The following is a 23,361-nucleotide window of genomic DNA, read 5'->3' as shown; positions in this document are numbered from 1 at the left end:
AATCAAGTTTTTAACACTTTTAACAAACGGACAAAGCTTTGCGATTGCCAAGATCAGGCGTAAAGTTTCAATAAGACAAGCGCCTTTTAAACAATTTTGGCTTCTCCTACAAAAGATTTAAACCAATAACCCGATTTTTTGATCGTCTTCACTTGGGTATGAATATCGTTAGAGATAAATCCGTAGCGATTGCGATAGGCGTTGCTCCATGACCAGCAATCAATCGGTGTCCACAAATGATAACCAAAGCAGTTTGAGCCTTGCTGTATTCCTTTATGAAGCCAGTCCAAATGTTCTTTAATGAAATCAATACGATAGTCGTCTTCGATCATACCGGACTCATTTAAGAAGCGTTCTTCTCGCGAAACCCCCATCCCGTTTTCAGAGACAAACCAAGGAATGTTCCCGTAATTTTCTTTGATATTTAATGCAATATCGTATAACGCCTTTGGATAAATTTCCCAGCCTTTATCAATATTCATCCTTCTCCCAGGCATCTCATACTCAGAGTAATAACGATTAGGCATCCATTCCCCAACCGAGTCAGGTGCTATCTCAGGTGCTTTCACACGATGGGGATGATAGAAGTTCACACCTAGAAAATCGATGGTGTTGTTCTGGAGAATAATAGCTTCTTCTTCAGTTGCTTCCCAAATAACACGATCCTTCTCCAATATCTGCACCAATTCTTCTGGAAATCTGCCATAAACAGCTGGTTCTAAGAACATCTTGTTGTTCCATAACTCAGCAAAGCGGGCTGCTTCCAAATCTTGAGTCTGGTCACTAGCTGCGTATGTGGGGGTTAAATTTAAGACTGTTCCGATGCGCCCTCCTTTTGACTGCAAATCCAGGCTGCGAAAGACTTCAATTGCTTTAGCTGAAGCTAAATTAAGATTATAAGCAACTTGGACTGCTTTTTTCCCATTTACTTGTTTTGGATAATGAAACTCATACAAATATTCCCCATCCACAACAACCATTGGTTCATTATGTGTCACCCATTCTTTCACGCGATCGCCAAAAAGAGTAAAGCAATGTTTCGCAAACCCTGCAAATAACTCTACAATATGTTTAGATTCCCAACCGCCATATGTGTGATATAACTCTACGGGCAAATCAAAATGATGCAGATTCATTATAGGACGGATGCCGTGTTCAAGGAATGTATCGATCATATCGTTGTAAAAAGCGGCAGCTTCCTCGTTGATGCTGTTTTTTTCTAAATCGTCAATCAACCGACTCCACTGAATCGATGTTCGTACGCTGTTTAGTCCGATTTCCTTCATTAGTGCAATATCTTCTTTATAACTATTGTAAAAATTGGATGCTGTATCCGGTCCTACTTGTTGATAGAAAGCCTCTGGCTCGATTTCAAACCAATAATCAAACATATTTGCGTGTTTTTTTTGAAAACGTCCTTCGCTTTGAGGACCAGATGTGGCGGCTCCCCACCAAAACCCTTTTGGAAAATCATTCATTCATTTTCCCTCCAATTAATTTTTTACGCATGAAATCACTAAAAAGCGGAATGTATTCATGTCCGTATTCTGGAAAAGCAATCATTTCTTTTGCCCCTTGCAATTGATTGAACACAGCAAATTGTGTCTTCGGATGGCAAATAGTATCCGCTAATCCAATCCCCCAAAAGACTTCTCCTTGTACTCTTTCTGCCAAGTATTGGATGTCGATATAATCCAATACCGAAAAAAAACTTTCTTCCTTTGCATGACTTGGATCTCTAAAGCGAAACCAGTATGCCAATTCTTCATAAGCTGATTGTGCCACCTCTAATCGAAACGCTTCACGATAGTCGCTTAGAAAGGGATATAAGGTGAAAATTTGTTTGACTGAAGGCGATAAAGCTGCGCATACGATCGCTAATGCCCCACCTTGAGAAGCGCCATACACAGATAATTGATTCTCATCGACTTGAGGCAAGCAGCACGCGATACGTACCAGATGGTAAACATCTAGAAAGACCTGCCGATAAAATAATTCATCGGGTCCGTCATCTACACCACGAATAATATGACCTTTCAAGGTCCCGCCAGAAACTTTTCTGCTGTCTTCAGATATTCCGCCTTGTCCTCTAACATCCATTGCGATAACACAGTACCCTTCTGCAGCTAAGCCGATTTTGTCACTCCAATCACCGCTATTTCCATGATAGCCATGAAATTGAAATTGAGTCGGATATTTCTTTTTCTCATCCATTGGTACGATGAATTGACAGTGGATACGGTTACCGTCATGTGCGGTAAAAAACAAATCATACCCCTTTGCGACATGCGAAAAAATCTCATGAGGCACTAGGTCAAACGTTTTAGGCAATGCCTCAATGATCTTCTTCCCATTATTCCAAAATTCGTCGAAATCTTTCGGCTTTTTCCCACTGCCTAGATATTTTCCCCATAATGCTTGGGCATCCTTAAAATACAATAGTTTTTCCTTCCCTCTTCTTAAAATTAACGGCTGGTTCAATTCGTTGGCAGCTTTTCTGAACTGTACAGGCTGAATTTTATTGGAATTTCTGATGTACCATTGATTGGCAGGAAATAAAAAAGATGCGATGAAATTGTTGCTGATTCCCCTTCTCACCACAACATTCTGCTGCTAATAATAAGGCGTTTGGACCTATCTGTGAAAGAAATCGGGCACCTGGTAATGACTAAAATATGGTACCATTCATCGCCTCAAGCATAAAAACAAGCCTTGATACGTTCACTGTGTCAACTACTTTTTCCTGTGAAAGGTTCTGTGATGTCTGCGCTATACGCTTCTCATTGCGCTGCCAAATAGAGCTGGTAAAAAAAGCTGGAACTCAATTCTTTTCCCTCTCTCCAAAGAATTGAGCGGCTTTCACTAAGCTGTGTCTGAAAGACATCCTTGTTTGCCGTCAACGTTCTCTTCTAATTTAGAAGCATCCATGATCGTTTTTCAACAATCACATTTTCTTTCCCTCCCCTAATATTGCAGTGGATTCGCTTACATCATAGAATAACTTCACAGAAGCACTTTGCCGTAAAAATGATATATACTTTTAATTATATTCGTAAATACTTTCTGTGTTTTTCGTGTAAAAAGTTGAGCAATCAATTCGCTGATTGCTCAATTTCTGGTGAGGATCATTTCCACTGAAAACTCATCGTATCGGTGGACCGATCTTGAGTATTCGAAAGCAGCACCGGTGTCAAAATACGCAATTTGTTCTGCTACAGCGACGGGGTCGCCTTTTTCAAGTTTTAAATACTGCGATTCTTCCTCTGTAGCTCTTCGAACCGAAATCCGTCGATGACCACTTTGAATAACCAATCCTAAATCTTCTTCAATGTACTCATATATGGATCCTTCTACATTTTCTTTTTTTAAACCTGGAATCAAATCTATAGGCATATACGTTTTTTCCATGACTTTGGGCTTTCCATCAATATAACGAACCCGATAAATATCATATACAAAACTATTTGGTGTCAGATTCAACTTATTGGCGACTAGTTCATCAGCAACTACCACAGTAAAGGTCAACGCATGACTAGTCACTTTTTTTCCAGGATTTAACGCAGTGGTTCCTCGAAATTGATTTGCCATCGCTATACGCTCGATTTCTTCAATAGCCAAGTCCTTAACAAATGTTCCCGATCCCCTACGCTTAATGATCAAGCCCTCTGAAACTAAAATATCTAACGCTTTTTTGATCGTCATTTTACTTGAGTCATACATTGTACACAAATCTTTTTCAAAAGGAATCTGGTCATTTGCTTTGTAGGTGCCGTCTAAAATCCGATTGCGAATATCATTTGAAATATAAATATATTTTTGCATTCTCATTCACCTTTCGCTTACTCTCCCTTTTGATTTTAGCCTGATTCCTTTACTTTGTCTATTTGTTATTTAACCCTGCATTTTGTTTCGTGTTAAATAAATGAGCTTTGAAGAAAAATCCCCTGCCATTTGTCGTTGCCAAAAATCTGATGCTCGATCAATATAATTCTCGCCAAAAATCAAGCCGACAGCCATCAAATCTTTCCCCGTTCGAACCTGTTCTTTTTCCCATATCGTATAATCAAAATCTGCGTTCAATCCTTTTAATCGCAAGCGCTGATAAGGCGGATTAGGCTCTGCTAAGATTTGATAATAACCAATCAAAGCTTCTGTTTGATTTTCAGAAACGACCATCCATGCGCATACATTCCCATTAAAAGGACTTTGCAGACGGAAAAAAGTGCCCGTATGAAGCAGCATCCGATGTTTTTTAAAAAGTATGATCTGGTTTTTGACCTGACTTTTTTCTCTTTGAGAAAGCTTAGTCACATCTAATTCATACCCAAATGTGCCAAACAAGGCAACATCACTTCTCATTTTTAATGACGTCATCCTGGCCACTTGATGATTAGGCACCTCAGATACGTGACTTCCTATCGCAGAGAGCGGATAAACCATTGATGCACCGTATTGAATCTTGAGGCGCTCTATCGCATCTGTATCATCACTCGTCCACGTTTGAGGAGCATAGTACAGTAAGGCAGGGTCAAATCGACCGCCGCCGCCAGCACAGGATTCTATTAACAAATCAGGATATTTTGCTAACAGTTTTTCGTACAAAGCATAGACGCCTAAAATATAACGATGGAAAAACTCGCCTTGCCGCTGTTTTCCTAACGAGACGGAATACGCTTCTGAGATATAGCGATTCATGTCCCACTTCACATAATCAATCTCACATGCCTTTAACACTGCATCCATCTGTTCAAAAATACAGTCAATGACGCAATTCTGACTAAAATCCAACACGTATTGATTTCGCCCATGTGAAATGTTCTTTTGCGGGTGCCCCACTATCCAATCAGGGTGAGCTTGGTAAAGAGGTGTATCCATAGAAACCATTTCTGGTTCAAACCATAGCCCGAATTTCAAACCTTTTTCATGGATTTTTTGTGATAAACTGCGAATGCCATGCGGTAATTTCCTTTTGTCGACTTGCCAGTTTCCTAATGAAGAAGCATCATTGTCTCGATGACCAAACCAGCCGTCATCTAAAACAAACAATTCTATCCCTAAATCGGCTGCTTCTTGAGCTAATGCCAGAATCTTTGATTCATCAAAATTAAAGTAAGTGGCTTCCCAATTATTTATCAACACAGGACGTTCCTTCGATGCCCACTTTTGGCGAATCAAATGCTTTTTAAAAAAAGCATGGAAGTTTCTACTCATTTCATTAAAGCCATTTTGTGCATAATTCATTATGACTTCTGGGCTGGAGAAAACGTCACCTTTTTCTAATTGCCAAGAAAATTGATAGGGATTGATCCCCATTTGAACACGAGAGATACGATATGTATCCACTTCGATTTGTCCAACAAAATTTCCGCTATAAATAAGACTAAATGCGTACACGTCTCCTTGAAATTCAGTTGCAGACTTTTCGCATATTGCAAAAAAGGGATTGTGGATATGACTGCTGGCACCGCGGGTACTGGAAATTTGCTGCAATCCACTATGCAGTTTGTCCCTCTTCACTTGCGTTTCCCTGGCCCAAGCACCATCTAAATGCAGCCAATCGCAGTCATCTATTGGCAAATCAAGACTCATACTCATAAACCGCATCAATTGGTAACGGCAATCATCATGATGCACGATATGATTCTGTCTAGAAATGATAGGGAAATCTTTGAAAATAGTGTAATCCATTTCAATTGTCAACGAAGAATAACGATCTTTTAATACAATCGTCAGCGTTTCAGCTTCTGCTTCGTCATAGAAACTAGTTGGCAAATTAGGGATTTTTCTCTTTTTATTTGATATCCGATAATTCGAATAGTTAAAATGACTGATAGCATCTCCATCTGGGTATTGAACTTCAACGGCAGGATAGCGAAAATCTGTTGTCCCATACATTGGCATTTCTTGCTTAATATGTTCCAGCGAAGAGGTATGATCCTCTTTCTTGAAGTTATTAGAAGGACGAATCTCACGTTCAATCAAGTAATCAAACGTTGGTTGATGAGGAATGGCTGATCCAAAGTATAACTGCTCCAAGACACCTGTTTTTTCCTCAACCCTACAGATATAACTAATCATTCCATTCGTTAAGTGAAACTCCTTATTATTATTAATATAGATCATATTTTCTCCTTTTCAAGGCTAAAAAAAATTTTTTGTTTTCCTTGATAAATAAATTCGACCACAATTCCTGGTGCTGCCGAAAAAAACAGAATGGGATTTATTACCCAAAGAAGACTTGCCAGAATAAAGAGCGACACTAGAAAGAATGTGAAAAATGGTCGTATAACGATATTCTTGATACCTTGATACAAAGCTGCTACCCCAGGTCCTTTTTTCTCACTTTCTAGAAGATAATAAACCATTATAAGATACGATAGAATCGATAAGGTTGTCCCTACTACTTTGATCAAACCAGACATCCTGCTTTCAGTATTCGAAAACTGACTGAGCCAAAACAAGCTTAATCCGCTTGTCAACATCGTTGAAAGAATAGAGTCAAAGGGATGCCCGCGTTTTGAGCTTTCTGCCACTTGTTGGTCTGTTTGCATATTTCGTCTAAGCAGTGTTCTTCGCATCGCGCTAGACCATCCATACACAATTAAGTGACGAATAACCATTCCCCAAAAAAAGAAAGAATTGCTGATGCATTGATAACACTTTTCGATAAAAAGAACGACGCGTGATGACGTTTGCAGCATAACACTTCCTCCTTATTTCACCGACCCAGCTACACCATTATAAATATATTTTTGTAAAGCTAAAAACACAATCAATATCGGAATGATCACAATAACTACTCCCGCTAAAATAACTGGCCAGTTGCTTCCATAGGGACCTTTAAAAGCAAATAATGCCGTGGAAATCACTTTCAAATTACGGTCGGGCATATAAAGAAACGGACTGTAAAAGTCGTTATAAACACCTACACCGCTAATGATCAACATGGTAACGATCGGTGCTTTTAAATTGGGGAGAATGATACGCCAAAAGATCCCAAAATAGCTGGCACCATCTAAAAACGCTGATTCATCCAACGAGATGGGAATCTCTTGGAGATACTGCATAAACACATACAGCGATATAACATCTGTACCTAAGTTCAATACAATCACTGCCCACATTGTATTAAACAATCCTAAGTTATTGATAATTTGAAATGTTGCTACTTGAGCTGTGATTCCTGGGATCAGCATTGCCATCATGAACAAAAGCATGATGGCTTTTTTTAATTTGAAATCAAACCGGCTCATTACATAAGCAAACATCGAACCCAGCGTAAGTTTTCCAACCATACTAATAGCAAAAATAAGCATCGTGTTTTTAAACCCTAACAGCATTTGTCCATTTACAAATGCTGTTTTATAATTACTAAAATCAAAAGATTGAGGCAATGCTAAAACACCGGTGGTCAAAAATTCATCATTTGATTTTAATGAACCGATAAATACAACGAGGATCGGTAAAATTGCTGCAACAGTCCCCAAAAGCAAGACAGCGTATTGAACTATCTTCCCGATCGTGAATGATTTTCTCTTCATAGCTAGGCTCCTTTCTCTCGTGTTGCTAATCGTTGAATCGCTGTAACGACCACCACAATCATCAACAGTATAATCGCCATTGCGGATGCTAAGCCAACTTTGTTGTACTTAAAGGCAGTATCGATCGTCTGAATAACAAAAGTAGTGGTGCCATTCGATCCGCCAGTCATAATATACGGGATGTCAAATACGCTCAACGAACCGCTGACTCCTAAGATAATATTCAAGAAAATAATGTTGCGAATACTCGGCAATATAATGTATAAAAATTCGTCCCAACGATTTGCCCCATCAATCTCGGCAGCCTCGTAGACTTCCGGATTGACCGATTGGATCGCTCCTAAGAAAATCAAAAAATTGAATCCCGTGTAGCGCCAGATGGATGTAAATGCCAGTGAAATATTGTTGATTGACCGATCACCCAACCATAAACGAATTTGATTCTCAAGCCCTAGACCAGTCAATACAGTATCTAATGTTCCTCCACCTTTATAAAAATAAAGGAAGATAAATCCAATCGCCACACCATTCAACAAGTATGGAAAAAACAAAATCCCTTTCCAAAAATTGGCAAACTTTACTTTAAACGATAGAATCGTTGCAAATAATAGCGCAAGACCTAATTGAAAAAAGGTTGCAATAAAATAATACATGCTTGTCTTAAATACAGTGAAATAAGCAGGATTCGTTAAAACCGTTCGATAGTTATCTATCCCGACAAAACTACTGTTGGGACTATAGCCATTCCAATCTGTCATACTATATTGAAACATTTTTACTAAGGGATAGTAAGAGAACGTTAGCAACAGCACTAGAGGAATAATGGTAAAAGAAAAAATAATTAAACGTTTCTCCATTTTTTGTGACATCTTAATTTTTCTCATGATTCACACTCCTAAAAATAAAGCCGCTTAAAACAGATGCTTGCACATCTATGTTAAGCAGCTTTCTTTGAATCGCTTCAAATATTAGTTACCTGAAACTGCCTCTATAGCGTTTGACCATCGAGAATTAAAATCATCCATGATAGCGTCAAAACTTTCAGATGTATTCCCAATTGCCGAATCTATCATGCGTTGTTTTTCGTTATCAGTTGATCCAATGCCTAGTTCTGATTGGTTATTAATATCGCTGAACAAGGATTCTTTTCCTTCTGGCGCAGGGTTCTCTTCTAATAACTCAACACCAGCTGCCTGACTGTCTTTTAAAGAGTCTGGATATTCTGCGCCAATCAATGAAGGAAGACCGCCATTGTCTTTAGCATAATCTGACTCGTTCACCAGCCAATCCAATAGTTTTCTTGCAGCTTCTTTATGTTCACTATTGACATTGATGCCTAAGTTGTAGTCGCCGCCAACCCCCATATATTGCTTGCCGTCCGGCGCAGTCATTGGAAAGGCCTGAAAAGTAATATTTTCTGCATTGTCTGGATTTGCTTCTTGTATTTGCGGTACTGCCCAGCTGCCCAATACCATAACACCAATTTTACCATTGGCTAAATCAATTTTTGATTGTTCCCAATCAGTGGTAGTCGGATCTGCTTCAATCAAACCTTTGCTGCTTGCTTGATAAAGTGTACTGTATATCGTATTCATAATTTTTCCATCAGAAAATGGTGCGGGGTCAGAAGTCATCTTATTAGTAAAATCAGCATCACCCGCCGCTCCTGCACGAACAAAATCCCAATTTGATAAAGTCCAACCTGCTGCATAGTTTGTATACAATGGTGTCACATCTTCATCATTTTCTTTGATCATTTCTAAAGCCTCTATAAAATCTTCCGGTGTTTTTGGAAAATCTTCAATGCCGGCATCTTTAAAGACTTGCATATTTACCACCATACCCGTAGCATTCATTTGAGTTGGAATGCCATAAGATATTCCTTGATAAGAACGATCATTTAAGCCTAAATATTTTTCAGAAAGTTCGCTTTTGTCTCCTAGCGGTTCAAAAAATGTACTATAATCTTGAGGATTTATATCACCAGGAATCATTAACAAATCACCATATTCTTTGCTGTTCATTCTTGTTTTTACTTGACCAGCATAATCTGTGATCGTTTGAATTTCGACATTGATATTGGGATATTTTTCATTGAATTCCGCCATATACTCATCCCATTTCCCGTTTCCTTCCCAGTCAGTTTTATGGTTGATAAAAGTAATTGTTTCAACTTCATTTCCATCAGAATCAGTGTTGGAGCTGCCAGTGCCACAAGCTCCTAAAATCCCAACTGCTGCTATAACCCCAGATACCTTCAAAAACTTCAATTTCATGCTCTCTCCTCCTAATAAAATTATAAAGAAAACGATTACATTTAGATATTATCACTTTTTATTTTAAATGTATATACTTTTATTATTTTTCTTCAAAATATTTTTTTATTACTTTCTCTGCCTTTTTTCCATAGATAGCATAATCTGTGTCATTGTCGGCTAATTCCAGCGGATATACGTCGGCTTTCCAGTCCCAAATGCCGAACCCTTTAACCCAAGGATACTTTTGACAAGCAGCAAACATTTTGTCATACCATGCTTTTTGTGCAGATTGATCAACAGATCCATTCAACTGCCAATCATTCGGCAAATACTGGCTCCCTTTACGACTAGGACAACCTACTTCACAAAAGAAAAAGGGTTTGTTGTATCTTTTTACAACCTGTTCAATTCGAACCAATTCAGATTCCCATTGATCGATGGGATAATAACCTGAAGAAGAAATTACATCTAGAACATCCCACCAAGCAACATGGTCTTCTTGGTATTTGTCACAGTTGTAAGTGATTTGTCCAGCATAGCTGTTTCTTGTTTTTGCAATCAATTCCCGCCACTGTGCTTCCCGTCGATCTGAATTAACCAGCTCGCAGCCAACAACAAACATTTCACACTGGGTTTTCTCAGCAATCGCTGCATAATGTAAAATATACGCTTCATAGGAGCTGAACCATTCAGACCATTTAGGCTCACATGGGACATCATGATCAAAAAAATTAATATGCGCACGCCATGTCCCGTCAGCGACATTGACCATTGGTTTTAAAATCACAGATAGACCGATGTCTTTGGCATAGTGAATCAGTTGGATCACTTCGAGATCACTTAGAACCGTTTCTGCTTGCCAATCAATCACTGTGGATTGTGGAGTTTTTTGCGTCACTACAATCGGTAAAATGACATGAGTTGCACCACATCTCTTCTTCATGATTTTTAGTGAAGATTTACATGTTTCCGTCTCCCATTCGCCGCGTCGTGCCATAAACCCAAATGTTACTGCATTGATTTGATCCATATAGTTCTTTCCTTTCTACACGAAAATAAAATGCTGCTGGGCTATACCGAACATGTAAACAGCCTATTGTTCTTCTCATTGCTTTTCCACAAGACTTATAAGCTTTAAGAGTAGTATGAAAAAGAAAACTGCCATAGTATGTTCTGATCCCTTGGTAAGAAGAGTGTTATGCCCAGACTATCATTCATGATTATTCTTCAGTTTCCATTTACCTGTTTTTGTAATCGCTTTCTTTAATATGTTACACAATATTTATACTTTATTCAATATAAATATATACTTTTATGGAAATTGTTTGTTGAGCATATCAAACAGACCTCAACGATAAAGGCATTTTTCACTTGTTTTGGATTCCTTGCCATTCATACAGAAGATTATTTGATCAAAAGCGATTATTTCCTTTTTGGTATTCAAAAATGACTGCTGATTTCCTGTTGTCCACCTTTTGTCTTTATAATTCTCAAACACAAAAAATCCTTTCTATTTAGGAAGCGGTCGCACCCTAAATAGAAAGGAGTTTTTTTGGCGAGAGCTCTTACGTTTCCCTCTAGACATGCAAATCTTTGCTAGCGCACGTCGTAAAATGAAGTTGGTGAAAGAGGTAAACAAAGGAGTAGATTTCTCAACTCCATAAAAGTCTGACTTTTTAGTTTACTAATGGATGTCCAGTTCACTTAGTCAGCCCCCCCATTCATTTACCTTGTCGTCCATGTAGGTGTGGTATGAATAACATACCCTCTATAGTAGCAAACAACCAAATATAATGTCATTATTAAGACTGTAGAAAAAATCGCCACCATTTTTACTGCTTTTTGCGAGGATACTAAATTGTATCTGTAACTTATCGTTTGGATAAAAGGTAAGAAGCAGATAATAAAGGGATGCAGATAGCGTCCACTAAGTTCATCAAATGCTTGGGTTGGTTTATCTAATATGAGATAAAAACCGGCAAAAATCCCAACCCAATTTGTGAAGAAAATTGCAATCAATCCCACAATAAATGCTGGTTTCCATGAGAATTTTCTTTCAGTTAACATCACAAAAAACAAGCACAACAACCAGAACAGATTAAACATATCTGGCAATATGGTAGAAACTACATTGAACAAGGTTCTTCCTCTTCGCTCCATTGTTTCAGTATTCAAATAAGAATGAATAAATTGTTTAAAAAAGTTGCTTAAACCAAATATCTGATTTAAGAAATACAGTACAACAACAGCGGCTAACATGATAAAAATCCAAAAAGCGAAGCGAACGCCTTTCCTCTGTCGTGTGTATATCTCTGTTGCTTTATTTGTAAACAACGGCAGAAAAAACAATGAAGGTAATGCAAAAACATAATTATTCTTTGCAAACAAAATGAAAAAAATCGTAAGAAGGGTATAGCCTATCTTTTTTTTGGTTACATCTTTAAATCTAGTTACTCTAGCTAAGTTCAATAAATTGACCATAAACGCTGAAAGAACCACATAAGAATAGACATCATAACTTGGACTAGCAATTTTCTGTAAAAATGGCACTGAAAACAGCATGACCAACGCCCATTTCGCTACCTTACTGCTTTTGATAATAAAGAATAAGCTGATCGCGAAAAAAACTAAGTTTGAAAGTCTGGAAAAGACTAACATGACACCGTAACTGGGATAAACGTATCTACCTATCAAAACACCTATGGCTGCTGGAAGATGACCTATACCTATTTTGAGGATTGAATTATTTTCTCTTTGCAGATGGAAGCTTAACGTGTCCTCCTGGACATCCGACAACTTTGTTTTAAAGAAAGAGCCTACGTCAAAATCATGTTCTTCCTTATTCGATGCTATCGCCATTAATTCAAGGTTACGCACAGTATCAGTCTTCATTGAATCAGGATTATTTCCAGAGAAAATAGTATAACTCCTGCTTAAATGATACCCTTCATCCCCGTTGGTTATGGGATACGTAATAAATGTTGAGATTACACCGAAAATCATAATTGCAAATAAGTAAAAGAATTCTGGAAAGTTCTGTTTACTTGGTAATGAGGTTCCCACTAGAAGCCCCCTTTCAAAAAATTGAATACTCCACTAACAACACATAATGATAGCAGTTTCTCAATATTAATACAATTTAAATAACAAAAATACCAATCCAATCATAAGCAGTAGTGTTTGAGCAGATGGTCGCCGTTTATTTGCATGAAACTGATTTTACTTTCATTCATTTAAGGAAAAGTATTTCGTTGGAAAATCACAATTTAAATTAGTTGTTCGAATCCATTATCACAAAATCACTATATAATGAGTTTTATCTAAAAGGCAATATATTCTGATCGAAACAATACGGAAAAAAACAGCTCTTCTCATTTTGATCATCAATCAGAAGATTTCTTAACAGCTAACAAAAAGTCAGACCAATAATTTTGATGATATTCCTCAAGAAACCAAACCAATTTTTCAGAATAGAAGCAAGATATATTATTTTCGATGCGGGAAAATGAAAAAGAAAGTATACCCGCCTCGCTTGATTTGAAGCGACCCCCAAAAGTTAGACCAAAAAATCTAACTTTTGGGGGTCGTTATTTGTATGGCAAAATATCCTTTTGAATTAAAACTAAAAATCGTTAAAGAATATCTTAGTGGCGTGGGCGGATATCGGTATCTTGCCAACAAATACGGTATTTCAAGCAAGTCTCAAGTAAGTAATTGGGTGAATGCCTATCGTGAATACGGAGAGGAAGGTCTATTGAGAAAACATCAAAATCAGAAATATTCTGTTCAATTTAAGTTAAATGCGCTAGAGTTATATCAAACAAGTGAGATGTCCTATCGAGAAGTTGCTAGCACTTTAGAAATGAACAACCCTGCGCTTATTGCCAATTGGATGCGTAATTTCAGAGAAGCAGGTATTGAGGGGCTCTCAAAAGAGAAAGGGCGACCACTTACTTTGACTAGAAAAAAAGAAAACAAAAAAGAAAATACAACAACTGAAGAACGCGATCGTATCAAGGCATTAGAAACTCAAGTCCGATCCCTTCAAATTGAGAATGCCTTTTTAAAAGAGTTGAGGAAGCTGCGAAAACAGGAAGCCCAGCAAAGACGCAAGAATCAATCGCACAAATCATCGCCAGCCTCCGAGGATCATTCAAACTAGTTGAGCTTCTTGAAACATTGAAATTTCCTAAAGCAACCTATATGTATTGGCAGAAACGGTTTGACAGACCAAACCCAGACCAAGAAATTGAAGAAAAAATGCTTGAAATTCGCAAAGAGCATAAAGATTATGGCTGTCTGCGACTAAAAAAAGAATTAGAGAATCAAGGGATTCATGTCAATAAAAAGAAGATTCAACGTCTGATAAAAAAACTAGGTATCGAAGTAAAGTCTTACACTCGAAAATCTCGACGGTACAATTCTTATCGTGGGAAGGTTGGCACTGTCGCCAAAAATCGTATTCATCGTCGGTTTTATACAAATATTTGTCACCAAAAAATTACAACTGATACCACAGAGTTTAAGTATTATGAAGTAGACACCACAGGTGTCGTTCGTCAGAAAAAGCTGTATTTAGATCCTTTCATGGATTTCTACAATAGTGAAATTCTATCTTATCGGATTTCTGAAAAACCAAACGCACTAGCCATAATGGAAGGGTTAGAAGAAGCAATCCAGATAACAAATGATTGCCCATTTCGTAGAATCTTCCAGAGTATGTCTCCTAAAGGGAATTGTTTAGATAACTCACCTATGGAAAACTTCTTTGGTTTATTAAAGCAAGAAATTTTTCATGGAGAAATCTATCGGAGTTTTGATGAATTGAAAACAAAAATTGACCAATATATCTATTATTACAAACATAAACGCATCAAAAAGAAATTAAATCGGCGAAGTCCGGTTCAGTTTAGAGAAGCTGTAAAAACAGCTGTCTAACAGTTAATTTTATCGTACAAAAAAGGAGTGGATTTCTCCACTCCATAAAAATCTAACTTTTTGGGGTCACTACAATTGTCCAGCAAGCTTCGGGGTACACTTTTTCTTTCTTAAAAGAGGAATATACTTTTTATATAAGAAAATAAGATGTATAATGCCTCAAAGTTATTTACTTATATACCTCTTGACAATTCTCTATATAAACTTGATTAGCAATCCAATCACTGCACTTGAATTTGGTAAATCCATGACAGCTATGAGAAAAAGTCCACCTGAAACAATTTCTGACTAAGACTGACCTTCAAAGAACATATCATAAATAATATGTTCTTTTTGATAGTTTGCAAAGTGTTCGATTGGGTCTATCGATCAAGTTCTTCTTTCGGGGGAAATGACACTCTCTATCACTAGTTCTCTTCATTTTTAGTCCAATCATTTTGCCGGGATCAAACCATACCAACAAACGTATAAACAACTTATTTACTCGTTTCTCTTTCATCACTTTTAACGATTTAACAACCTCAGTTGTGGCTGTAGTGTCTCGGAGTTTGAGTTTGCATCTGACACACTTCGAAAGCATACTTTACGATCAACGTCGCTCTCACGCTCTGCATACCCCGTTCATCATTATTGACAATAATCGTCATTTAATCGCTTTATAATACAGTAATTGCTTTATTAAACTCATTTTAGAGTTAATCGAGTTAGAACGATCATTTAAAGATTAATGTCATATATTTATGAGACACCTCACTCACAGAGATATACTAATAAATTCATTTTTTAGTCATTACTTTTCTTCTAATTTTAAAAGTCAATACAAGCAATACCAAAAATACAGAGAGACATGCCGAGAGTTTCTGGATAAGTGTGCCAGCGTAATAAATCTCAACTGAGCCACTTTTCTCTGCTAGCAATGTTATCTTGCCATCCTCAAGTGCTTTTCCAGTCGTTTCTGATAAAAGCAAGTTAGGCTGACTTCCTTTGGCTCCTTTTGAATAATTTGCAACATACCCCTTATACCATAACAATGGGACCACAATCTCTGCTTTTTTTTCTTCATTATCAATAGTATATTGGATTTTTATTTTTCCATAGGATTTATCAGTACCCACTATTTGTCCATTTTTGATTGTTGGTTCGCCATTTGTTGATAAATTGCTAGGATCGGCACCAATATTTAAATACTCTCCCCCTGAAACACCCAGAACCACTGATTTTCCTTCTACACCGCTTCTCATAGCATTCAAATCTTCATATCTATTTAACTTTTTTTGTTCATATTCTGGACTATTATAAAGAATAATTACTTCTTGCGGATTATCGGATGTCGTAAAATCTGGGAATGTATTCCGAGAAATTCCCAAAAAAATTGTCAAAACTATACAAAACACAAACAAATAATTTGGTATTTTATGATTCAGAACACTTAAAAGTATGATTAGAATGAGTGCAAATACAAGATATCTTCCCACGAATTGAACAGCTCCTAGAGAGGACGAAGAAAATTCTATCCAAGGAAACATGTTACTTCCTAAAATAATCAATGCAAATATGAGGAAAGATAAATCTCTTAGCAGGCTTGGTTTCATATCAAACTTACGCAATGTAGCTGTTAAAAGAATGACTCCAACAGCGCTTAATGTCGGGAAATTACTAATGGTTCTTACATTATCGTTCAAAGAATTAAATAAAATAGTCCCTATCCCTTTTACACTAGTATACCTAAAAGCATTAGGTGTATGAAATGCAATCAGCTCTTGTGAAGCTTTCTGCTCTAGTAATGGCAAAAGGAAAAAGGCGGAGAATCCCACTGTTAAAAGAATGGTTTTCATTAAAGCAAGCATTACTTTACCATTTACTCTTCGTATATTTAAAAAAAAGAATAAAAGACATATTAATGCAACTACCATTGTGCTTAAGATATGTGTATTGACAATAATTGCAGCTATAATTGAAACAGCTGCTATATTCGTCTTCTCAAAATAAAATAATTGATACAGATAGTACAATAACAAAGGCAATAGTACTAAGCATATAGCAAAAGCTATTGCCCCATTCACTATAGTTGCCATTAAAGAGTTGAAAATAATCAATGTAGAAAATGAAAATGCTCGAAAGTCACTAAGCTCAAATTTTTTAGCTGTAAAAAAAAGAATGGTCAATGAACCCGTATAAAAGCAAACATACAACGCCATCCAAGATTGAACAACGGAAAAATTTAAAAAAACTATCAAGATTGCTGGTATATATAAAAACCATTCCCCGTAAAACATCGGTGTTCCATATCCTAAGCCATTTGCCATATAGTAATTTATTTTTGGAAACCAGTGATTATTTTCCAAAGAATTAGCTAAACCAATAATTCTGCTTGTATGAAAATCAAAATCTGCACCAGATACCAGAAAATAACTATTCACATACACATAAATCAAACTAATACAAAAGAATATCCCAATATAAAAGATATATTTTTTTCTTGTAGTATCTTTTGTCTGACTATTTTTTTTTGTTCTCCTCATTGCCCCTATTTCTTCACCCTGCATGCCAAAATTTCCTCCTACTAATCTCACTCAATTGCCTTTTTCTTTATTCCGCAAGTAAATAGCTTTGACGCATTAACCATTTTCATAACTACAAAAAAATCCTAATCAGATCTAATAGCTAACAATAAACATTCTAACTAAATTACCACATTTCTACAATAGCCGAAATAGATTTAATCGAATAATAAAAAAATAGCCCTAATAGAAAACAAAGCAAAACATGCCAAGGGTAGTCAGATCTTTTCTTCCCTAGATTTTACAATGTAATAAATATTTCTTTCATAAACAAAATAGTCTCACTGTACTTCAATCTAAGAATTTTGAATATATATCATTTGCAATACCTGCAATTCTGAATAGAACAGAAACAGCAACATTTTTCTCTCTTTTCAAAAAATAAAATGGTCTATTGATCACTGAATTAACAACGATTTATAGACCTTATTACAGATTTATCTAACCGATTTTTCAAACAAAAGAAAAATGTTCTCCCCCCAATTTTAACAGCTTCTAAATACTGCTAGATCTATCTCTGCTATTTAAACGATGCCTTGGGTTTATAATTTTTTAGTCAGTGGTGCTAGTTTTAAAGAGCAAAAATCATTTTTTCATAACCATTGGAAAACGTGATTTTTTATTTAAGCAAATAAAAAACTTCATCTATAACAAAATAAGGAGCAAAAGACTATTCATCAATGGTAATATTCTCAATATCCGTATCTGGTTGATCAAATTGAAGTGAAACTAAATCTTTTGTTCTGAAGGCTATAGACCATCCCAGAGGCTCAATAGGAAAATAATTATACGTACTTTCATAAACTTGGGGCGCTCGTACTACAGTCGGAGCCGTAATTTCATAAGTTACCTCATTTTGCACTGTACGCATTTGATATTCTTTGTTGGAGATTGCCTCATTGATTGTCTCATCATTTACATAATTGTCCCCAATCGCATACAAATCTCCTTCTACATTATATAATCCTGCATAACTAGAATCAGGGTAACTCACTTCATGAATAATAAATGAAAACCCTTCCTTCTCCGTCTGATTTCCTGATGAATCAGTGATAATATTGAAATAAAAATCTGATGGTTCGATATCAGTTGGGTTCAAATTATTATCTGATTTCATCTTGGATAGGAATTCTTTTCCTGATTTTACTATGGAACTGTCGCTTTTCTCTAATAGCTCCTCCGCCATTGCAATATCTTCTCGTATACCTTGAATTCTAACTGATTGATAATCAAATTCATCTTGCTTAACTTTTTCTAATATCTCTTCATCTGTCATCTTAGAGACTTCGCCGATAGTTAACTTAGTATTCTTATATCTGCTAATTTTATTATCCTTATCAAATACTAAAACAGACTCAATTGCTGTATCTTTTCCAAAATCACCTTTTGTAACATACCATAGTTTTGTCTCTTTACCTTTATCATTCATATAGTCAGCAAACGTATACTTTCAAAATTGGGCGCTACTAATTATTTTATTTAGGCTTAACAATGCAAAAATAACTGCATACTAGTTAAATCTCTCTAAAAATTTATATCCAAATGGTGTTACTTTATACACACCCAAAATAAAAAAAGCCAGAAACACCTGCAAATAGGCATTTCTAGCTTATTCAACTCCATTACCCCACAGACCCTTCCATCTCATAACTAATCAACCGGTTCAATTCGACTGCGTATTCCATCGGTAATTCTTTGGTAAATGGTTCGACGAATCCCATGACGATCATTTCGGTTGCTTCGCTTTCGGAGAGGCCGCGGCTCATTAGGTAGTACAGTTGTTCTTCTGAGATTTTGGAGACTTTGGCTTCGTGTTCTAGGGACACCTGGCTGTTGTGAATCTCATTGAATGGGATGGTATCGGATTTCGATAGGTCATCCATGATGATGGTGTCACACTCGATATGGGAGATAGAGCCTGCGCTCTTCTTGCCGAAGGTGACTTGTCCACGGTAGTTTACTGCACCGCCGTCTTTAGAAATTGATTTTGAGACGATGGAGCTGGAGGTATTTGGTGCATTATGGATCATTTTTGCACCAGTATCTTGGATTTGGTTGGCACCTGCAAAGGCAATGGAAAGCATCGTGCCCCGTGCGCCTTTGCCATCAAGATACACACTTGGGTATTTCATGGTTGTTTTGGCACCTAGGTTGCCATCGATCCATTCAACGGTAGCACCTTCTAAGGCTTTGGCCCGTTTGGTTACTAGGTTGTAGACGTTGTCTGACCAGTTTTGAATGGTGGTGTAGCGGCAGTAAGCGTCTTTTAGGGTAAAAATTTCAACGATGGCTGCGTGCAAACTATTGCTTGAATAGGTTGGGGCGGTACAGCCTTCGACGTAATGAACGCTGGCGCCTTCGTCAACGATGATCAATGTGCGTTCGAACTGACCGGTATTTTCGGCATTGATCCGGAAATAGGTTTGTAATGGCACATCGACACGAACGCCTTTTGGTACATAGATAAAGGTACCACCTGACCAAACGGCTGAGTTTAAAGCAGCAAGCTTGTTATCGGTTGGTGGGACTAATTTTGAGAAGTATTGTTTGAACAGCTCAGGGTATTCCTTCAAGGCTGAATCGGTATCGGTAAAGACGATGCCAAGTTTTTCAAACTCTTCTTTCATGTTGTGGTAAACGACTTCTGATTCGTATTGGGCAGAAGCTCCGGCCAGGTATGCCCGCTCGGCTTCTGGAATACCAATGCGTTCAAAGGTCTCTTTGATTTTTTCTGGTACGTCATCCCAATCACGGGCAGGACGATCACTTGGTTTTTGGTAATATTTGATGGCATCAAAATCGATGTCAGACAGGTCTGGGCCCCAGTTTTGCATGGGCATCTTGTTGAAGGCTTCAAGAGACTTCAAGCGGAACTCAAGCATCCATTCTGGCTCTTGCTTGACCCGTGAGATTTCACGGACGATGTCTTCGGTCAATCCTTCGCCGGTACTAAAAACAGGCTGCACGTCATCGTGGAAGCCAAATTTATATTCTTCTAATTCGGGTACACCCATGGTTCTCACTCCTTTTGTAGTGCGGTTGTCTATTCGCTGGTTTCTTCAGTGTCAGATTCATTGGCGTGGCTGTGACTGACAGATGCTTGTGTACTGTCGGCAGCAATGGCTTTTTCTAATGCTTTCCAAGCTAAAGTCGCACACTTGATGCGTGCAGGAAACTTCGCCACACCTCCAAGCATGGAAGCATCGCCTAAGCGATCGCTTTGGGGAATGTCGTTTCCTTGGACGAGCTCAGAAAACAAGCCTGATAGTTCACCAGCTTCTGCTAGTGTCTTACCGATAATCGCATCCCCCATCATGGATGCACTGGCGGTACTGATGGAACAGCCTTCGCCAGTAAACGCGATGTCTTTGATGGTGTCTCCTTCGACAGCGAGCTCCAAGTGGATCACGTCGCCACAGGTAGGGTTATTCAATTCGACTTTGTACGTTGAATCATCCAAGGTGCCTCGATGATGTGGGTGGCTGGAATGATCCAGAATGACTTGTCGATACAAATTATCTAATTTCGTTAGTGCCATGTTGGAAAAACTCCTTCGTCAGCTTGATGGCGTCAACCAGTCGATCGGCGTCCTCTCTTGTATTATATAGGTAAAAGCTGGCCCGTGCAGTCGCTGGGACTTGCAAATAGGTCAAGAGGGGTTGGGCACAATGATGACCTGCCCGTACCGCGATGCCTTCCATGTCTAAAGCGGTGGCAACATCATGAGGATGGATGCCAGCTAGATTAAAGGCGATCACTCCCGTGCGTTTTGCTGCTTCTTGGGGGCCATAGATGGTCAAGCCTTCAATGGCTTGCAGTTTTGGCAAAACGTAAGCAGCTAAGTCTGCTTCATGGGCGTGGATGTTTTCTAAGCCGGTTTCTGTTAAGTAATCCACCGCTGCACCTAAACCGATCGCACCGGCAATATTTGGTGTACCAGCTTCAAATTTCCACGGCAGTTCTTTCCACGTGCTTTCTTGCAGATGGACAAAATCGATCATTTCCCCGCCAAATTCGACGGGCTCCATCTGATCCAGCCATTGCCGCTTGCCGTATAAGACACCGATACCAGTTGGTCCGCACATTTTATGGCCAGAAAAGGCATAGAAGTCACAATCCAGTGCTTGGACATCAACTGCCATATGTGGAACAGCCTGAGCACCATCCACCACCATGACGGCTTGGTGCTGATGCGCCAATTTGGTTAGCTCCGCAATCGGATTGATCACGCCTAAAACATTGGAAACATGAGCGATCGAAACGATAGCGGTTTTTTCTGTGATCTGTTTCTTGGCATCTTCCATGTCCAAGGTGCCTTCTGGCGTCAGCTGGATATATTTCAAGGTAGCTTTTTTTCGGGCTGCTAATTGTTGCCAAGGGATGATATTGGAATGATGTTCCATATAGGAAATCACGATTTCATCGCCTTCATTGACAAAACGGTCGCCGTAGCTGCGGGAGACCCAATTTAAACCAGTGGTCGTCCCTCGAGTAAACAGCACTTCCGCCGTTTCATTCGCATGGATAAAGCTGCGCACTTTTTCCCGTGCGCCTTCATAGGAATGGGTCGCCCGTTCTGCGAGGGTATGGACCCCACGATGAACGTTGGCATTGTCTTGATGGTAATAATCGGCGATCGCCTGCAGCACCGCCTCTGGCTTTTGCGTAGTGGCGGCATTGTCGAGGTAGATCAATGGTTCGTCATTTACGAGCTGATCCAAGATGGGAAACGCTTGTTTCACTTTTTGGGCATCGATCATGCGAGCAACTTCCCTTCGATAACGGCAACCAATTCTTGTTGCACTTCTTTGACTGGAATCGCGGTCAAGACGGAGCCTAAGAAACCACGAATCACCAAACGTTCCGCTTCTGCTTTGCGCAGCCCACGACTCATCAAGTAGTACATTTCTTCTGGATCGACCCGTCCCACACTGGCTGCGTGTCCGGCGGTTACTTCGTGCTCATCGATCAAAAGGATTGGGTTGGCATCGCCACGAGCCTGGTCTGACAGCATTAGGACACGGCTTTCTTGTTGCGCGTCCGCCCCTTTTGCTCCTTTTAAAATGTGTCCGATACCGTTAAAGGTTAAGACGCCGCGTTCTCTAATGACGCCGTGTTGCAGGATATGGCCAATGGAATGCGGTGCTTTGTTGGTAACACGGGTGTCGATCCCTTGTGTTTGACGCCCAGCACTGATGGCGACCGCTTTGACTTCCGAATGCGCGCCTTCGCCTACAAGATCAGAATCAAAGTCCGCCACGACGTCGCCGTCATTCATGACTCCAATTGCCCAATCTACCATCGCATCTCGCAACACGTAGCCGCGACGATTCATGTACGTAGTGATGTTGACACCTAACTGATCAATCGCAGAGAATTTGACCTTCGCACCTGCTTTGGCGATCACTTCCACTACGATATTGCCAGACAGTTTTTTCGCTTGGTCGCCTTTGGTTTGGAAACGTTCCAAGTAGCTGAACTCACTGTGCTCATCAGCAACGATCAAAATGTGTTTGAAGAAATGCGCTTGACTATTGCCATTGTGATAGAAAATCGCTTCAAGGGGTTCTTCGATCACCACGTTTTTTGGTACATACAAGAACATGCCGCTATTCATAAACGCCGCATGTGCTGCGGTCATTTTGTCTTCATCCATTGGTACTGCTTTGGTCATGTAGTATTGATTGACCAACTCTGGTACTTCTTTCATTGCTGTAAACAAGTCGGTGAAGATCACGCCTTTGTCAATCAGCTCTTGCGGTAATTGCTCAAAGATGGTGGTGTCATCAAACTGAACGAGAGTCGGATGGTTATCCATCGTGTCAAAGGCGGGAACTGCGCCTGCCACTTCTTCTTCTGGCAAAGCGTACTCACCAGCAAGTGCTTGTTCGTCGATATTGAACAATGGCCAACGCTCGTAACGCACCCGCTCGATTTTTGGAAACGCAAGTTCATCCACTTTCGCAAGGGCTGCTTGGCGTAATTCCAACATCCATTCAGGCTCTTCTTTTAACGCTGAAAAAACGTTGACTTGTTCAAGATAATCCTGTAATTTTGCCATTT

General features: G+C 38.8%; 17 protein-coding genes. 1 reads left to right on the top strand and 16 read right to left on the bottom strand.

Annotated elements, in window-relative coordinates; translation table 11 throughout:
• Positions 1 to 86 precede the first annotated feature (86 nt).
• From IGI77_RS02555 to IGI77_RS02510, 10 genes are all read right to left on the bottom strand, one after another.
• Entirely contained in the window at positions 87 to 1,478 is a 1,392-nt protein-coding gene (locus tag IGI77_RS02555) for a glycoside hydrolase family 1 protein (RefSeq protein WP_438769378.1), read from the bottom strand.
• Positions 1,471 to 2,439: an acetylxylan esterase gene (locus IGI77_RS02550; RefSeq protein WP_015508933.1), complete on the bottom strand. Its 969-nt coding sequence runs from the start codon at positions 2,437 to 2,439 to the stop codon at positions 1,471 to 1,473. Before IGI77_RS02550 ends, IGI77_RS02555 begins: the two co-directional genes overlap by 8 nt.
• Before the next feature lie 669 nt (positions 2,440 to 3,108).
• Complete coding sequence (locus tag IGI77_RS02545; RefSeq protein ID WP_005227435.1) at positions 3,109 to 3,822, bottom strand: GntR family transcriptional regulator; 714 nt, start codon at positions 3,820 to 3,822, stop codon at positions 3,109 to 3,111.
• Positions 3,823 to 3,891: 69 nt separating this feature from the next.
• Positions 3,892 to 6,123, bottom strand: a complete 2,232-nt coding sequence (locus IGI77_RS02540; RefSeq protein WP_438769375.1) for an alpha-galactosidase — start codon at positions 6,121 to 6,123, stop codon at positions 3,892 to 3,894.
• Positions 6,120 to 6,701, bottom strand: coding sequence for a hypothetical protein (locus tag IGI77_RS02535; protein WP_438769373.1), 582 nt, complete (start codon positions 6,699 to 6,701; stop codon positions 6,120 to 6,122). The genes IGI77_RS02540 and IGI77_RS02535 overlap by 4 nt, the downstream gene beginning before the upstream one ends.
• 12 nt (positions 6,702 to 6,713) lie before the next feature.
• Positions 6,714 to 7,541, bottom strand: a complete 828-nt coding sequence (locus IGI77_RS02530) for a carbohydrate ABC transporter permease (RefSeq protein WP_005227428.1) — start codon at positions 7,539 to 7,541, stop codon at positions 6,714 to 6,716.
• 2 nt (positions 7,542 to 7,543) lie between these two features.
• Entirely contained in the window at positions 7,544 to 8,425 is an 882-nt protein-coding gene (locus tag IGI77_RS02525; RefSeq protein ID WP_438769372.1) for a carbohydrate ABC transporter permease, read from the bottom strand.
• An 84-nt stretch (positions 8,426 to 8,509) separates the two neighbouring features.
• Complete coding sequence (locus IGI77_RS02520) at positions 8,510 to 9,817, bottom strand: ABC transporter substrate-binding protein (RefSeq protein WP_015508931.1); 1,308 nt, start codon at positions 9,815 to 9,817, stop codon at positions 8,510 to 8,512.
• Positions 9,818 to 9,899: 82 nt separating this feature from the next.
• The gene (locus tag IGI77_RS02515) at positions 9,900 to 10,829 is read right to left on the bottom strand and encodes a glycoside hydrolase family 113 (RefSeq protein ID WP_015508930.1); all 930 of its coding nucleotides are present in this window, start codon (positions 10,827 to 10,829) and stop codon (positions 9,900 to 9,902) included.
• A gap of 695 nt (positions 10,830 to 11,524) precedes the next feature.
• Complete coding sequence (locus tag IGI77_RS02510) at positions 11,525 to 12,862, bottom strand: DUF2142 domain-containing protein (protein WP_369521880.1); 1,338 nt, start codon at positions 12,860 to 12,862, stop codon at positions 11,525 to 11,527.
• A 532-nt stretch (positions 12,863 to 13,394) separates the two neighbouring features.
• Between IGI77_RS02510 and IGI77_RS02505 the strand changes: the two genes are divergently transcribed.
• Positions 13,395 to 14,737 (top strand): IS3 family transposase gene (locus tag IGI77_RS02505; protein ID WP_438769369.1). Its coding sequence is split into 2 segments (ribosomal slippage): positions 13,395 to 13,950 and positions 13,950 to 14,737, totalling 1,344 coding nucleotides; the frame shifts between segments, so codons are not numbered across the junction.
• A gap of 776 nt (positions 14,738 to 15,513) precedes the next feature.
• On the opposite strand, the gene IGI77_RS02500 is transcribed toward IGI77_RS02505, so the two are convergent.
• From IGI77_RS02500 to sufD, 6 genes are all read right to left on the bottom strand, one after another.
• On the bottom strand, positions 15,514 to 17,283 hold the full coding sequence (locus tag IGI77_RS02500; RefSeq protein WP_438769367.1) for a hypothetical protein: 1,770 nt from the start codon (positions 17,281 to 17,283) through the stop codon (positions 15,514 to 15,516).
• Between the two features lie 685 nt (positions 17,284 to 17,968).
• Positions 17,969 to 18,727 carry a hypothetical protein gene (locus IGI77_RS02495; protein WP_438769365.1) on the bottom strand — a complete coding sequence of 253 codons (759 nt, stop codon included), beginning with the start codon at positions 18,725 to 18,727 and terminating at the stop codon, positions 17,969 to 17,971.
• Positions 18,728 to 18,920: 193 nt separating this feature from the next.
• A complete protein-coding gene (sufB, locus tag IGI77_RS02490) occupies positions 18,921 to 20,312 on the bottom strand; it encodes a Fe-S cluster assembly protein SufB (RefSeq protein ID WP_005232103.1) in 1,392 nt (463 codons plus the stop codon).
• Positions 20,313 to 20,341: 29 nt separating this feature from the next.
• Entirely contained in the window at positions 20,342 to 20,836 is a 495-nt protein-coding gene (gene sufU, locus IGI77_RS02485; RefSeq protein WP_005232105.1) for a Fe-S cluster assembly sulfur transfer protein SufU, read from the bottom strand.
• Positions 20,814 to 22,058, bottom strand: coding sequence for a cysteine desulfurase (locus IGI77_RS02480; protein WP_413157707.1), 1,245 nt, complete (start codon positions 22,056 to 22,058; stop codon positions 20,814 to 20,816). The genes sufU and IGI77_RS02480 overlap by 23 nt, the downstream gene beginning before the upstream one ends.
• The gene (gene sufD, locus IGI77_RS02475; protein WP_151196168.1) at positions 22,055 to 23,359 is read right to left on the bottom strand and encodes a Fe-S cluster assembly protein SufD; all 1,305 of its coding nucleotides are present in this window, start codon (positions 23,357 to 23,359) and stop codon (positions 22,055 to 22,057) included. Before sufD ends, IGI77_RS02480 begins: the two co-directional genes overlap by 4 nt.
• Positions 23,360 to 23,361 lie beyond the last annotated feature (2 nt).

Origin of the sequence: Enterococcus sp. DIV0213h (genome assembly GCF_051711285.1) — a bacterium.
Taxonomy (GTDB): Bacteria; Bacillota; Bacilli; order Lactobacillales; family Enterococcaceae; genus Enterococcus_D; species Enterococcus_D casseliflavus.
The sequence above is the reverse complement of the archived record's forward strand: the minus strand, read 5'-3'. Positions and strand labels throughout refer to the sequence as shown.